Origin of the sequence: Dyadobacter flavalbus (genome assembly GCF_006149045.1) — a bacterium.
Lineage (GTDB): Bacteria > Bacteroidota > Bacteroidia > Cytophagales > Spirosomataceae > Dyadobacter > Dyadobacter flavalbus.
In genome coordinates, this window is the sequence record NZ_VBSN01000026.1 from 38,152 (window position 1) to 53,187 (window position 15,036).

Annotated in this window: 15 protein-coding genes; 14 read left to right on the forward strand and 1 reads right to left on the reverse strand. The window is 45.7% G+C overall.

The window, feature by feature from the left end; translation table 11 throughout:
- Positions 1-8: 8 nt before the first annotated feature.
- On the reverse strand, positions 9-914 hold the full coding sequence (locus FEM33_RS04935) for a helix-turn-helix domain-containing protein (protein ID WP_139010995.1): 906 nt from the start codon (positions 912-914) through the stop codon (positions 9-11).
- Positions 915-1,125: 211 nt separating this feature from the next.
- On the opposite strand from FEM33_RS04935, the gene FEM33_RS04940 reads away from it, so the two are divergent.
- The 14 genes from FEM33_RS04940 to FEM33_RS05005 all read left to right on the forward strand — a co-directional run bounded on the left by FEM33_RS04940 (position 1,126) and on the right by FEM33_RS05005 (position 15,029).
- On the forward strand, positions 1,126-2,217 hold the full coding sequence (locus FEM33_RS04940) for an alpha/beta hydrolase (protein ID WP_139010996.1): 1,092 nt from the start codon (positions 1,126-1,128) through the stop codon (positions 2,215-2,217).
- 43 nt (positions 2,218-2,260) lie between these two features.
- Positions 2,261-4,414, forward strand: a complete 2,154-nt coding sequence (locus tag FEM33_RS04945) for a xanthine dehydrogenase family protein molybdopterin-binding subunit (protein WP_139010997.1) — start codon at positions 2,261-2,263, stop codon at positions 4,412-4,414.
- Positions 4,411-4,887, forward strand: a complete 477-nt coding sequence (locus FEM33_RS26525) for a cupin domain-containing protein (protein WP_139010998.1) — start codon at positions 4,411-4,413, stop codon at positions 4,885-4,887. The genes FEM33_RS04945 and FEM33_RS26525 overlap by 4 nt, the downstream gene beginning before the upstream one ends.
- Positions 4,888-5,050: 163 nt before the next feature.
- On the forward strand, positions 5,051-6,982 hold the full coding sequence (locus FEM33_RS04955; protein WP_139010999.1) for a PQQ-dependent sugar dehydrogenase: 1,932 nt from the start codon (positions 5,051-5,053) through the stop codon (positions 6,980-6,982).
- A gap of 165 nt (positions 6,983-7,147) precedes the next feature.
- Positions 7,148-7,681 carry a flavodoxin family protein gene (locus tag FEM33_RS04960; RefSeq protein ID WP_229214095.1) on the forward strand — a complete coding sequence of 178 codons (534 nt, stop codon included), beginning with the start codon at positions 7,148-7,150 and terminating at the stop codon, positions 7,679-7,681.
- A 260-nt stretch (positions 7,682-7,941) separates the two neighbouring features.
- On the forward strand, positions 7,942-9,063 hold the full coding sequence (locus tag FEM33_RS04965; protein WP_229214096.1) for an alpha/beta hydrolase: 1,122 nt from the start codon (positions 7,942-7,944) through the stop codon (positions 9,061-9,063).
- 211 nt (positions 9,064-9,274) lie between these two features.
- Entirely contained in the window at positions 9,275-10,126 is an 852-nt protein-coding gene (locus tag FEM33_RS04970; protein ID WP_139011000.1) for an aldo/keto reductase, read from the forward strand.
- 12 nt (positions 10,127-10,138) lie between these two features.
- The gene (locus FEM33_RS04975) at positions 10,139-11,137 is read left to right on the forward strand and encodes an aldo/keto reductase (protein WP_139011001.1); all 999 of its coding nucleotides are present in this window, start codon (positions 10,139-10,141) and stop codon (positions 11,135-11,137) included.
- A 24-nt stretch (positions 11,138-11,161) separates the two neighbouring features.
- Positions 11,162-11,620 carry a cupin domain-containing protein gene (locus tag FEM33_RS04980; RefSeq protein WP_139011002.1) on the forward strand — a complete coding sequence of 153 codons (459 nt, stop codon included), beginning with the start codon at positions 11,162-11,164 and terminating at the stop codon, positions 11,618-11,620.
- Between the two features lie 21 nt (positions 11,621-11,641).
- Entirely contained in the window at positions 11,642-12,136 is a 495-nt protein-coding gene (locus FEM33_RS04985; RefSeq protein WP_229214097.1) for a nuclear transport factor 2 family protein, read from the forward strand.
- A gap of 96 nt (positions 12,137-12,232) precedes the next feature.
- A complete protein-coding gene (locus tag FEM33_RS04990; RefSeq protein ID WP_139011003.1) occupies positions 12,233-13,288 on the forward strand; it encodes an NAD(P)-dependent alcohol dehydrogenase in 1,056 nt (351 codons plus the stop codon).
- Positions 13,289-13,303: 15 nt separating this feature from the next.
- Positions 13,304-14,026, forward strand: coding sequence for a carboxymuconolactone decarboxylase family protein (locus tag FEM33_RS04995; protein WP_139011004.1), 723 nt, complete (start codon positions 13,304-13,306; stop codon positions 14,024-14,026).
- A gap of 18 nt (positions 14,027-14,044) precedes the next feature.
- Positions 14,045-14,503 (forward strand): putative quinol monooxygenase, encoded by a 459-nt coding sequence (locus tag FEM33_RS05000; RefSeq protein ID WP_229214098.1) that lies wholly within the window; start codon positions 14,045-14,047, stop codon positions 14,501-14,503.
- 46 nt (positions 14,504-14,549) lie between these two features.
- Positions 14,550-15,029 carry a (2Fe-2S)-binding protein gene (locus FEM33_RS05005; RefSeq protein ID WP_139011005.1) on the forward strand — a complete coding sequence of 160 codons (480 nt, stop codon included), beginning with the start codon at positions 14,550-14,552 and terminating at the stop codon, positions 15,027-15,029.
- Positions 15,030-15,036: the final 7 nt, after the last annotated feature.

Here is a 15,036-nt window from a genome sequence, read left to right on the forward strand (position 1 = left end):
CAAGATGATCAGTTAGGGTTGTGAAGGACTCGGTACTCATTGGGGGTCTGCCCAACTCGCTGTTTAAACAGGCGCGTGAAGTGCTGCGGGTACTTAAATCCTAGCTCGTACGCGATTTCACTAAAGGATTTGTCATGGTCGGAAATTAGCTCCTTTGCCATACTGATAATTTTCACCTGAATGTATTCTTGGGCAGTCTTACCAGTTTCTTTTTTGATTAAATCACCAAAATAATTTGCAGATGTGTGAAGCTGATCAGCGCAGTATGCTACGGTCGGAAGGCCTAGCTGCTGAGGCTTATCTGACTTGAAATATTTGTTAAGCAAAGTTTCGAACCTTTCCAGTATGCCTTTGTTTACTGTTTCCCTGGTGATGAACTGCCGGTCGTAGAACCTTACGCAGTACTCGAGAAACAACTCAATATTAGCAGTAATCAGTCGCCGGCTATGCTTGTCAATCCTCCCACTTATTTCATACTCAATTTTAGCAAGACAATCTGTGATTATCTTGCGCTCCTGCTTTGATAGGTGGAGTGCCTCGGTTACTTCGTAAGAGAAAAACGTATATTGATCGATGTGCTTTCCAAGGCCTGTGCCATGTAATAGATCCGGATGGAACACCAGTGCCAGGCCTTGAGGTTGATAGAAGTTATCCTTGATATTTTCTCCGATTACCTGACCTGGCGCCAGGAAGATCAAGGTACCTTCCTCATAATCGTAATAATTCAACCCGTACCGCAGATCCCCACACTTGATTTCTTTAAGAAACACCACGTAGAACTCATATGCCATTCGGCGCGATTCTCGTGGGTCGGCCTTTGACAAATCAACCACACTTACCAGTGGGTATAAAGTTTCATGTTTATTGAACGTGTTGTACTCCTGAATACTATTAAACCTAAGTACATCTTCCATGTCGCTGATTTTTAAATTTCTGAGCACAAACTTAATGCTGCACGTCTTGTTTTTATTGTAATCTTTTCTGGATAAGTAATATTGGTAAGCATTTCCGTAATCCGTATACAACGCTCGGCCTTTTTTCTAGGCAATTTTGCAAGGTAACCAACTAGCCGCATTGGGCGCGGTTGTGGACTTCAGTGATTTGGTAGACCATATTTGATACAGAATGAAAAAATTAGGATTAACTCGGATAAAAATTTTGGCGGTTATCATAGGCTCTTCTTTGATCGGCATTTCATGTTCCAGTAGCAAAAATGGAACGGGTAATGGTCTGATCACGCTTCGGGAGCAAGGAAGCTTTGCGGTGGGAGGAAGTGTGATAACTAACCCAGGAACCTTCGATCCGAAGACGAGAACACCTGATGGACAAACTTATCATGGTGATCATGCCTATGTGTTTTATCAAATCCCGGACAAAGCACGAAAACTGCCGCTCGTTTTCTGGCATGGTATCGGTCAGTTCTCAAAGACCTGGGAGACAACGCCTGATGGTCGAGAGGGCTTTCAGAACATATTTCTACGTCGTGGGTTCGGAGTATATCTTATTGATCAGCCTAGGCGTGGCAATGCTGGAAGGAGTACCGTCGCTGCGAAGATCGACCCAATCCCCGACGAACAGGGATGGTTTGGGACATTTAGAGTGGGGATTTGGCCTGATTATTTTCCTGGGGTCCAATTCTCGAAAGATCCGGAGGCGCTCAATCAATATTTTCGCCAAATAACACCAAATATAGGGGGATTCGATACGGAAGTTATCTCTGGTGCAACATCAAAACTTTTTGATAGGATTGGTGAGGGAATTCTGGTAACCCACTCCCACTCGGGAGGTTTTGGTTGGCAAACCGCATTAAAGAATAGCAAAGTTAAAGCAATCGTTTCTTATGAGCCTGGAAGCGGGTTCGTCTTTCCAACTTGGGAAGTACCAGCTCCAATCGCTAGTTCATCAGGCCCGCTAGAAGGGGTAGGTATCCCATTAGAAGAGTTCATGAAGCTGACCAAGATTCCGATTATCATTTACTACGGTGATTTTATTCCGGCGCAGCAAATCGATAATCCCGGTCAAGATGGCTGGCGTGCAAGACTTGAAATGGCGCGTCTTTGGCGTGATGTGGTCAACAAGCACGGTGGGGATGTTACAGTTGTGCATCTACCGGAAATCGGGATCAAAGGCAACACGCACTTTCCTTTCTCAGACTTGAATAACATTGAGGTGGCCGACCAAATGTCCAAATTCTTGAAAGAGAAAAATCTCGACTAGTTACTTCGTGTAACCCTGTCAATCTAACCCATTAGATAGCGATATGAACAATATTTCAAGGCGTCATTTTATCCGAGGGGCATCTGTTGGTAGCGCGGCACTTTGGCTTGGACTTTCGGCAAAGGGTTTCCCTAGAAAGGCGACCGGCGTTGAAGCCAGTAATTTCACACCGTTTATCCTGGTTGAAGCTAACGGAAATATTACATTATTCAACATAAAGCCAGAAATGGGCCAAGGAACGTATCAATCGATACCTGCATTGATTGCAGAAGAGTTTGAGGTGTCCTTGGATCAGGTTACGATTAAAAATACCGGCGGTGAGAAGGAATTTGGGAATGGGCAGCGTGCCGGTGGGAGCACATCTGTCAGAGGAAGTTATGAGCAGATGCGTAAAGTTGGTGCAGCTGCGAAGGCGGTGTTTATTACTGCTGCCAGTAGAATTTGGCAGGTTGATGAATCGACCTGTTATGCTGAGTATGGCAGAGTGCTACATATGGGGACAAAAAAATCAGCTACTTACGGAGAGTTATTGACTGAAGCTTCGAAATTAGAATTACCAAAACAGCCGAAGCTCAAAGATCCGAAGGATTTTAAAATTATCGGAAAACAGTCGCATAGGCCCGATGTACCATTAAAGACATGCGGGGCCGCAGTCTTTGGAATTGACGTAGAATTACCCGAGATGCTGCATGCAAGCGTATACCGATGTCCGGTAGTTGGAGGTACACTAAAAAGTTTTGATGCATCTGATGCGCTGAAAGTGCCTGGTGTGATCAAGGTGGCTCCGGTTGAAAGGATCGTTGGTATTTATAGCTTCATCGGAGTGGCCGTAATTGCCAATTCCTACTGGAATGCGCTGCAAGGCCGTAAAAAACTGAGAGTTGAATGGGATACTAAAGGCTTCGAACGATACAATTCTCAAGAATATGACCAGTACTTGCGTCAACAGCAATATAAGGAGGGTATGGTTGATAAAAATATTGGTGCGATTGATTCGGTTGTAGTAACCGCTGAGAATACCATCGAGGCATTTTATGAAACGCCGGTGATTTCGCACCAGACAATGGAACCGATGGTTTGTGTTGCACAAGTTACAGGTGATAAGGTCGAAATATGGTCATCGACACAGGTGCCCAACCTTATAACTGGTTCTGGCTCAAACGATATACCTGCGCTGACTGGCTTTAAGCCCGAAAGTGTTAAGTACCACAACATGTTTATCGGCGGGGGGTTCGGTAGACGTTTGTATTATGATTACATAGTTGAGGCAGTCAATGTCGCCAAACTAGTGGATAAGCCTGTGAAAACGCTTTGGTCAAGGGAAGAAGTTATCAAAAATGGCCCATGGCGAATGATGACATTCTCTAAGTTAAGCGGAACAGTGAGCGACCAGAAGAAACTGACTGCGTTTCGCCATAAAGTCATTGGCCCGAACTTCCATGAATCGCTGTTCAAGAATTTTGACCAGACCAAACTCGATCCTAGTATGGTTGAAGGTATAGGCGATCAGGATTATCAAATCCCAAATCTTAAAACGTCCTATGTCAAAACTGATTCGCACATTCCTGGCGCTGCATTTCGATCAGTCGTAAGCTCGACGATCTGCTTTCCGCACGAGAGCTTTATTGATGAGCTGGCACATAAGGTCGGGATTGATCCGATGGAATTTCGGTTAAGCTTAGTTGATGAAAATTCGGATACAAAAAAGCTGCTAACCAAGCTAAAAGAGGTGTCGGGATGGGATAAACCCTTACAAAGTTACCAAGGACGTGGAGTAAGCCAATGGAAATTCTTCGGATGCCAATGCGGTCAAGTTGTCCAGGTTACCTATGACGGTGAAAAGAAAATTGTAAGGGTTGACAAAGTTACTGTCGTGATTGATCTGGGTATTGTCGTTAATCCAGATAATGTCAAGAACCAGATGGAAGGTGGTGTTGTGATGGCCTATTCTGCGGCTGTGAAACCGGGAATTACCTTTAAAGACGGCATGGTCGAACAAAATAATTTTTACGATAGCCCTGTTCCACGCATTAATGAAATATTTCCTATCGAGGTTCATATTATCGCCGACGGCAGTCGGATGAAGGGAGTCGGTGAGCCCAGTGTACCACCTTTTGCACCCGCATTGGGCAACGCCATATTTGCAGCCACCGGAAAACGTTTGAGAACTTTACCATTCGACCTTTCAAACATATGAAAAAGCGATTTGTCATCAATTTGACAGCTATAATTTTGTCCATTTGCTTCTGTGCGAGGCTTTGTGCACAACAGCAGACCGCTTCGGTAGGGTCGGCCGACACAACGCGGAATCAGAGTGGCGGGTTTATTACGGGAGGGCAGTCTTCGGTGAGTCGCCTCCCTAGAGTAGCTGAAATAAACTGTGGTGTGAGTACAGTCAGTTTTGGTCCGGGCGCACGAACGATCTGGCATTCTCACGCAGGCGGCCAGGTTATTGTTGTAACAAAGGGAACAGCATGGTATCAGGAAAAGGGAAAGCCTAAGCAAATTCTTCGTCAAGGTGAGGCTATTATTGCTCCGCCAGGTGCAATGCACTGGCATGGAGCTCCTCCAGATTCAGCGATGGTACATACTGTTGCGACCCCAAACCTGGATAAAGGCGGGGTAACTTCGGGACTTCCAGTTACCAACCAAGAGTATTTAAATCCGTGAGATTGGTCGGTATATCACTAATCCGTAATACATCGGCTTTGATCCTAAGAAACCATGCTTGATGTGATGGACAAATCTGCAAAACTTAATAAGTAAAAACCAATATGCCATCGCGTATGCTGGTGTCAAAAGTTGAAAGCCTGATTTTAGAAAACCAAATTTTATGAACATGTATAAGCAATTTGCGGCATCTTTATTTTCTGTCGCCATATCAACGATGCCGGTTTACTCTCAGACCACTAGGCAATCATTGGCAGAGGGCCAGCGTTTATACACGATTAACTGCGCAAATTGTCACGGCGATGCGGCTCAGGGAGCTGTGAAGGCGGGCATCGAGCTCTCCATTATCACCGAGCGCGGCGGAAAACAACCACCTAATCTGACCGACGACGCTTGGGATCACGGCTCGACTGACGCAGAGATTTTTAACACGGTCAAGAAAGGATTCCCATCGGGAATGATGCCTCCTTTCGAGGGAAGTCTGTCTGACAGCCAGATTAAGAATGTCATTGCCTACGTCCGTTCTCTGTCCACGCCGCAGGGAGTTGCGGCTGCCGCTGCGGCGAAGGTCAATGTTATACAAACCAATGCAGAACATACAATCGAATTGGCCGATTACCTTGAAATGCCCATCACAGGGGATATGTCTGCTGACCGCGTGACGGGCGTGCTGGCACGTGGCAGCATCATGCTGGATGAGCCTGGTGGGAAACGCACTTTCATTAATGACCTGAATGGTCAATTGTACATTCTTGACAAGCAAACCAAGAAGCTTACCACGTACCTGGACTTCGATGGTTCGAATAGTCGCGCTGGTCTATTTACGAAACTGACTTCCGCGAAGGGCTACGCGTCTGGGCTAATGAATTTTGTTTTCGACCCTGATTATTCGAAAAACGGCATTTTTTATACGCTCCACATGGAGAATGTCGCCGCACCTGGTGAAAGTCCAATGCCAAAGGCCGGCGTAGTTCCAGGTCTAAATCTTGCAGGATATAATATCACTCCTGCGCTTGCCAAACCAGTTGCTGCTGGTGATCCGCAGATGGAGCGAGAGCTGGTTATTGTTGAGTGGAGGGATCAGAAAATTGGAAATTATACATTTGAAGGGACAGCTCGCGAGGTGCTTCGTTTGTACGTGCCTGGACTTTTCCACCCTCTTAATGAACTAACGTTTAATCCGGCTGCCCGGCCCGGTGACACTGACTGGCGCGTCATGTACCTGGGAATTGGTGATGCAGGTACGGGTGAACGTCCAGGACCCAACAGGATGCATGCACAAAGGCTCGATACGTTTCAAGGGAAAGTGCTCCGAATTATCCCGTCGCCGGACGTACAGAAGTCCACCAGCACGTTAAGCGATAATGGGCAATACCGAATTCCCAATGACAATCCTTTTGTCTCGATTTCGGGTGCGCGAAAAGAGATATGGGCTTACGGCCTGCGCAATCCGCATCGATTGACCTGGTACATCGATCCGGCCCGTCCCCGAAAGCCAATATTGTTCGCTTTTAACATTGGCTTGGTGAGCTGGGAAACTGTGATGATTATAAAGAAAGGAGCAAACTATGGATATCCCCTGCGTGAAGGCTCCCAGAGCATGGAAGAAGGTAACAAGATGGGACCAATACCAGCAGATGATCAGATCGCGGTTCAGGTTACAGACGTCGTGAAACATGGAACAGTGAAGCCTGCCTACGCGGTATTGGCTTACCCTCACGCGCCAGGTGGGGGCGACGCAATAGCCAATGGCTTTGTTTATCGAGGCAAAAAGATTCCGATGTTAAAAGGCACTTTCGTTTTTGGTGACATTACAACCGGCCGTATCTGGTACGCTCGCATAAAAGACGTGATTGCAGCAGACGATGGCAATCCGCTTACCTTTGCCCCTATTCATGAGCTAGGCACGCAGATTCGTAGCCTTGCGGAAGAAACTTACAAAAGGCGAGGCGGCAAGAATCCAGGCTTGCCTGGACGCGGGGCCATTGCTGGGGCTGGTAGAATTGATTTGCGCCTGGCCGAAGATAGCGAAGGCGAACTGTACGTATTGACGAAGGCAGATGGTATGATTCGGAAGATCGTAGGTGTCAAGTAGCAAATGCAGTTGATTAATGACGTATATGTATTTGCGTCAGCTAAATTTTTACAAACTATGAGAATGCAGCCGGTAAATGGTTGGCCTATTTGTGCTTGCCTTTTGATTATACTATCGTTCATGGGATGTTCAACTAGCGGACAACCGGGATCGTCAGAAAATAAGATGACAGCCGTTCAGGCCGAGAAAATCCTCATTGTCTATCTTTCACGAACAAAGAATACGAAGGCGGTCGCCGAAATTATTCAGAAGCAGACAGGCGGCCGATTAGTCGCTCTGGAATTGCAAAATCCATATCCACAGGACTACCAAACAACGGTAGATCAGGTTGCGCGTGAAAATGCATCTGGCTTTCTGCCGCCCCTGGCAACTGTCATCGATAGCATCGAAAAATATGAGATGATTTTCCTGGGTTTCCCGACTTGGGGAATGCAGCTGCCGCCTCCAGTAAAGAGCTTTTTGAAACAATATAATTTGAAAGGAAAGACAATCGCCCCATTCAATACTAATGCCGGATATGGCATAGGAAGTACTTTTGAAGAAGTCAAGAACCTGGCTTCGGGAACTCGTGTACTAGACGGCTTCTCTACGCGGGGAGGCGTTGAGCGGGATGGCGTGCTCTTCGTGATGGAAGGCGATCGGCTGATTCAGGTGCAAGATCAGGTTACAAGTTGGATTCAAAATTTTAAGATGCCCTAATTAGCTTATTTCTAGTGTAGTAGCCGGTGGCACAGACAGTTTATGAACATAGTTTCATGAGCTGTTTTTTGTATCCCGATATCTGCCGCCAGACAGTTAGTAAGCGTGTTTAATCCATCTTTCTGCCAAGTACATTTCTGGTCGGTAATATTGGTAAGTAATACTGTAATTGGTATAAGCATCAGGTGTGGTCGACTTGCGAACTTTGTATTGTAGAAAATGAATAATTCATCAATTACGAAAAGAAAACAGACAGGCATATGAAGTCAATAGCAATTTTAATGGGCGCGTCAATACTATCCGCTGGAAGTATAGAGACAAGTGATGCCCAGGCGAGAGCAAACCAACAATTGGAGTTGGCAAGTGCAGATACAAAAAGAGTGAAGAATCAGTCAAATGCCGGAAAAAATCCGTTCACTCTGGTTTATGGCGGGGCTATCACTGAAAACGTTGCCGGAAAAGTTAACATTCACCCGGTAACTTATAAAATCAAAGACATTGACATTGTTGCTAATGTCTATACCCCTGCTAACTTCAATCCCTCCCAGAAATATCCAGCTATCGTCGTAGCGCACCCAAACGGTGGTGTTAAAGAACAAGTGGCTGGTTTGTATGCCCAACGGCTCGCTGAAAATGGATTTATCACCATTACGGCCGATGCAGCTTACCAGGGAGGCAGCGGCGGCCTGCCACGTAACGTAGACAAGCCAGCTAACCGTATTGAGGATATCCATGCTATGGCAGACTATCTTTCACAATACGCTGGGGTTGACCTTTCTAAACTTGCTTTGTTAGGTATCTGTGGCGGGGGCGGCTACTCTTTGGCAGCGGCACAATCGGATAAGCGCTTTGCCTCAGTAGCTACATTGAGCATGTTCAATTCAGGTATTGTTCGTAAAAACGGCTTTATGAATTCCCAGCTAGCTACTATCCAGGATCGCTTGAAACAAGCTTCAGAAGCCCGTGAGAAAGAAGCCAAGGTTGGTGAAGTTATTTACGTCGGCGATAATAAAACGCCCCTTACTGATGAGCAGATCGCTAAAATGCCGTTTGATCTGTATCGTGAAGGGTATATCTACTACGGTAAGACCCATGCGCATCCCAATTCCAGTGGAAAATATACGATGAGTAGCCTCTTGGATTTGATGACATTCGATGCCGCCGCCAATATGGATCTGATCCAACAGCCACTATTAATGATAGCCGGAAGTAAAGCGGACACGTATTACATGACAGAGGATGCTTTTAAAAAAGCGTCGAATGCTAAAAACAAAGAGTTGTACCTTATTGATGGTGCAACCCATATAGAAACATACTGGAAACCAGAGTATGTAAACCAAGCAGTTTCAAAGCTGGTTGATTTCTTCAGTACCCGTTTGTGACGTAAAATTTCAGATTGTATGGTGGCGAGGGCGAAAAACGAGCTGCCTGAGTCCATGCGTATTCCAAATCAGGAATATTGGTAAGCAATTCCGGGATATGTATACCATTTGAATATAAACTATAACTGAAATTTGCATGGTGACCGAACGAATGATCACCCCAAAAGGCACAGAAATAGTAAAGTGCCGCGAAATATAAAAAGATGACCACATGGAATATATAAAGTTGAACAATGGCGTTCAGATGCCAGTTTTGGGTTTCGGAGTTTTCCAGGTACCTGATTTGCAGGAATGTGAACGGAGCGTAATAGATGCGATCGAAACTGGGTACCGCTTGATCGACACAGCGGCAGCATATGCAAACGAAGAGGCAGTTGGAAGCGCTATCAAAAAAAGTGGCGTACCAAGGGAGGAGCTTTTTATCACTACAAAGCTATGGATTCAGGGTGATGGCTACGAAGGCACTAAAAGAGCTTTTGAAAGGTCAATGAGTAAACTGCAACTTGATTATTTGGACCTATATCTGATCCATCAGCCATTTGGCGATGTCTATGGAGAGTGGCGGGCAATGCAGGATTTGTATAAAGAAGGTAAAATTCGTGCGATTGGTGTTAGCAACTTTCACCCGGACAGACTGATAGATTTGATTGTCCACAACGAAATCGTTCCTGCCATCAATCAGATTGAAACGCACCCATTTCATCAACAAATCCAAACGCAGGCCTTTCTGGAAGACAATAATGTCCAAATCCAGTCATGGGGGCCATTTGCCGAAGGAAAAAACGGACTTTTCCAAAATGAGCTGCTGAAAACAATTGGCGACAAATATGGAAAGACGATCGCACAGGTAGTAGTACGCTGGTTGACCCAGCGAGGCGTGATTGCGATCCCCAAATCAGTGCGGAAGGAAAGAATGGCCGAAAACTTCGAGGTCTTCGACTTCACCCTTGACAGCGACGATATGGAAGCAATCAAGTCACTCGATACAAGCGCAAGCAGCTTTTTTGACCACAGAGATCCAGCGATGGTCAAGTGGCTGGGAGAAAGAAAACTTGAAGACTAAAGTAATGTCTGTATGAAAAAGAGACAATTAGGAAATAGCGGCTTGGAAGTTTCGACACTTGGGCTGGGATGCATGGGACTGAACTTCGGTTACGGTCCTGCAACAGATAAACAAGAGGCGATTAAACTTATCCGGGCAGCGGTCGAACGTGGCGTTACATTTTTTGATACTGCGGAGGCATATGGCCCTTTCACCAACGAGGAAGTCGTTGGTGAAGCATTGAAGCCTTTCGCTAACAATGTCGTAATAGCCACTAAGTTTGGATTTACTAACGGAAAGCCCAATGAAGGGGTTGACAGTCGTCCAAAAAATATCCGCGTGGTTGCAGAGGCTTCGCTCAAAAGGCTGAATGTAGAGACAATCGATTTGTTTTACCAACACCGTGTAGATCCTTTGATCCCCATTGAGGACGTGGCCGGAACAGTAAAGGAATTGATCAAAGAGGGAAAAGTGAAGCACTTTGGGCTGTCGGAGGCGAGTGCATTGACAATTCGCCGGGCTCACCCGGTTCAACCGGTTGCGGCATTGCAAAGTGAATATTCACTTTGGTGGCGAGAGCCAGAGGAAAGCATTCTTCCCACACTGGAAGAGCTTGGTATCGGCTTTGTTCCATTCAGCCCACTTGGAAAAGGCTTTTTGACCGGTAAAATTGATCATAGCACAGCTTTTGACAAGGGTGACTTTCGCAATATTGTCCCGCGCTTTTCAGACGAAAATCGCAAAGCCAATCAAGGACTTGTTGAGGTTCTGAAATCGATAGCTACACAGAAACAAAATAATGGAGTTTCTGTGACGCCCGCCCAAATCGCGTTAGCCTGGCTTTTGGCTCAAAAGCCTTGGATCGTGCCTATTCCTGGCACAACAAAGCTGCATAGATTGGAAGAGAACCTGGGAGCTACTCAAATTCAGCTCACAGAATATGAATTGAAATGGATCGCTGATGTGATTGCAGACTTCGAAGTCAGCGGGGCGCGGTATCCAGATGAGTTACAGAAACGAGTAGACAGATAATCCGAACATTCAAGAAACGAAAAGATGATAGCGACTAAATATCTATTATTCGCCGGATTAACGATAACGGCAAATCGGTCACTGGCTCAAGATAAACCGCTGTTCCCCAAAGGTGAAAAATCACCTAATGTTCACCATGTGGGAGATGTATGGTTAACGGAATTAAATGCTCCAGACAGCGTATTTGCTTACGGGACATCGGTAGCAACCTTCGATGCGGGCGCAAGATTGGATTGGCACTCACATCCGGGTGGACAGATTCTGATCATCACTGACGGAGTTGGTTACTATCAGGAAAAAGGCAAACCCAAACAAACGGTGCGTCGCGGCGAAGTGATTAAATGCCAACCTGGAGTCGAGCATTGGCATGGTGCGACTCAGCAGACCGGCGTGACCTACATTGCCACTTCGCCCTCACAGAAGGGAAAGACAATTTGGTTTCAAAGGGTTACGGATCAAGAATTTGGTGCGGAAGAGAAATAATCAACCTAAACTACTTACCTCATGCAAAATGTCATGCTCTTGTCTCAATTGGCTATCTCTACAATTGCTGGATTCGGTTTACTGATCATGAGCCAGGGCGCCAGCCTTGCTCAATCAAGCGACAGCACAACCGAGGCTGGCAAGAAACTTATAGCTCTTTCCAAAGAGAAGTGGCAGTGGATGTCCGAGAAAAAAGTTGACTCTTTATCCAGGCTTTTCAATGAGAAAGCAATGTTTATCCATATGGGTGGAACCTGGGGAAAAGGGCGTGAACTGGAAGTGATTAAAAGCGGTGAGATTTGGTACAAACAAGCAGAGGTCTATTCTTCGTCGGTAAATATCCTTGGTAATACCGCGATCCTCCTAAATGACATTGATTTAAAAGCTGTTGTTGGAGGAAATGAGGTAATCAATCCATTCATGGTGACCGAGGTGTATGTAAAGGAGGACGGGGAATGGTCAATGGGCTCGCTTACTTTCTCCCGTCTTCTGAGGCCGGTGAAAATGGCCAGGTAAATCACTGAAAGTTAATTGAGCGCTTTTACACGAACCGACGTAATCTTTTGAAATCAGGCCTAAAACTTAACCAAGGAAGAGATCTAATTAAAACATATGCAAACAACCGTAACAAAAGCAGTTGGTTCGCTCGATTCAAACCAGCCGCTGGCTGCTATGAGTATTGAGAGAAGGCAGATAATGGCGCATGACGTCGAGATTGAAATTACCTACTGCGGTATATGCCACACGGATCTTCACATGTTGCGAAATGAGTGGGGTGGGACGAAATATCGAATCGTTCCCGGGCATGAGATCATCGGCAGAATTAGCCAGATCGGAGAACATGTGACGAAATTTAAAGTAGGAGATTTGGCCGGGATAGGATGTCTGGTTGATTCATGCCGCGATTGCGACTATTGTAAGAAAGATTTAGAACAGTTCTGTGAAAATGGAAATACGATCGTGTACGGCTCGGAAGATAAGTTTATTGGTGGACATACATTTGGTGGTTTTTCTCAAAGGATTGTTGCGGATGAAAAATATGTGTTGAAGATTCCGGATTCATTGGATCCGGCTTCAGCTGCACCCCTGCTGTGCGCAGGTATTACTGCTTACTCGCCTTTAAAGCATTGGAATGCAAATCGTGAGAAAAAAGTCGGTGTTGTTGGAATTGGTGGTTTAGGGCATCTAACCATAAAGATTGCCAAGGCCCTTGGCGCACATGTCACGGTGTTTACAACAACGCAGTCCAAGGCCATTGATGCCAAAAGACTAGGTGCCGACCAGGTGGTCCTGTCCTCTGACGACAACCAAATAAGTCAATCTTTAAAACTAGATATCATTATAGACACCGTATCGGCAAAACATGATATTAATACCTTCCTTAATCTGCTAGCCGTAGATGGTGCGCTAGTAATGGTGGGTCTACCGGCTGAGGAGCTTCCAGTTAGTGCATTCAATATTGTTCACGGCCGCAAGAGCTTGGCAGGGTCAAACATTGGTGGAATTGCCGAAACACAGGAAATGCTAAACTTTTGTGCAGAGAATAATATCACAGCAGATATTGAAATGATCACTATTCAAGAAGTAAATGAAGCTTTTCAGCGCTTGGAGAAGGGTGACGTAAAGTACCGTTTTGTAATTGACATGGCGTCAATAAATAACAATTAGACGAAGGATAGACCTATGAAGCAGTTGGTAATCTTGTTTATTGCCACTTTTACAATTTCAAACCTTGGCTATGCGCAAGGAAAGGCCGACCTGTCACAAGAGCTTGATTCGAAGCAAAAAAGTTTGATCGAGATCGCTGCGTTAACCGCAAACGGTGATCTTGCAGATCTCCGATCGGCTCTGAATGGTGCTCTCGTAGCTGGTTTGTCTATCAATGAGATCAAAGAGGAATTCATACATGTATCAGCATACTGCGGCTTTCCCCGAGCGCTGAATGGGATCATTACCTTTAACAGTGTTCTCGATGAACGGAAAGCAAAAAAAATCAACGACCCGGCAGGTAAAGCGCCAACCAAACCCACTGAATCGAATAAATACGAGTCAGGTAAAAAGGTGTTGGAATCGTTGACCGGACAACCAGACCGCTATCCCAAAACCGGATATGCAGCATTTGTTCCCGGTATTGATACGTTGTTGAAAGAGCATTTATTTAACGACATTTTCACTCGCGGAGTGTTGGATTACAAACAGCGTGAGCTAATCACTGTTTCAATACTGGCGACTTTGGGTGGTGTAGAGTCTCAGTTGAGCGGTCACATTGGTATTAGCTTACATCTAGGCATTTCTAAGAAGCAGTTGCAGGACTTGCTTAACATTATTGCTGATAAAGTTGGAGATCAGAGGGCGGTTGAAGCGAATAAAATTTTGGAAAGGGTTTCGACGGGAGCTAATAGATAACGATTATCCTCTCTTACGATGGAAGATTTAACAAGTATGGGTACGACCCGCCGGTCTCGACCATTTCGCAAGCATCTACTGTTTGCGTTTTTGTCGTTTTCATGCATTCTGGTTTTTGGATGTCAATCCGCTATCGCGCAGCAAAGCAAGATGATGATCCGCATTGCCGAAATTGAAATTGACCCTGCCTCGCTGGAAGAATATAAGGCTATCTTGAAAGAAGAGGCTGCCGCGTCTATCAAGTTGGAAAGGGGTGTGATCAGCATCTTTCCGATGTATTCAGATGAAAACCCTACAAGTGTAAGAATTTTGGAAGTATATGCCGACAGGGCAGCATATGAACAACATTTGAAAACAACTCATTTTCAGAGATACAAGACCGGTACAGCTAGCATGGTGAAGTCATTGAAGTTGGTAGATATGACTGCCATCGATCCTGGAACGATGCCCTTGTTATTTAAGAAGTTGAAAGAATAATGGCAGGACTTTTTGGTAACTTAATAGAAGACTAACTAAACTCAACATGGCGAAGATCACATTGAATATCAACAAGAAGGACTATCAGCTGGAAGCTGATCCTCAAATGCCGCTTTTGTGGGCGATCCGCGATCTGGCTGGCCTGAAAGGTACAAAGTATGGATGCGGGGTTGCGCAATGCGGGGCTTGCGTTGTGCACCTAGATGGCGAGGCTGTGCGTTCGTGCGTGACCAAGGTCAGCCGCGCGACAGGTAAGAAAGTAGTCACAATTGAAGGGTTGTCCGAAACCAATTCCCACCCGGTGCAAAAAGCTTGGCAAGAAGTTGACGTACCGCAATGCGGTTACTGCCATTCCGGCCAGATCATGTCTGCAGCAGTTCTGCTGCGCGAAAAACCGAATCCGACCGATCAGGATATCGACGATGCGATGGCGGGAAACATTTGCCGGTGCGGTACATATTTGCGAATCCGGGAGGCCATTCACAAGGCTGCGGAAATGCAGAAGAAAGCGCCTGTAAAAGGTTAAGTTATTC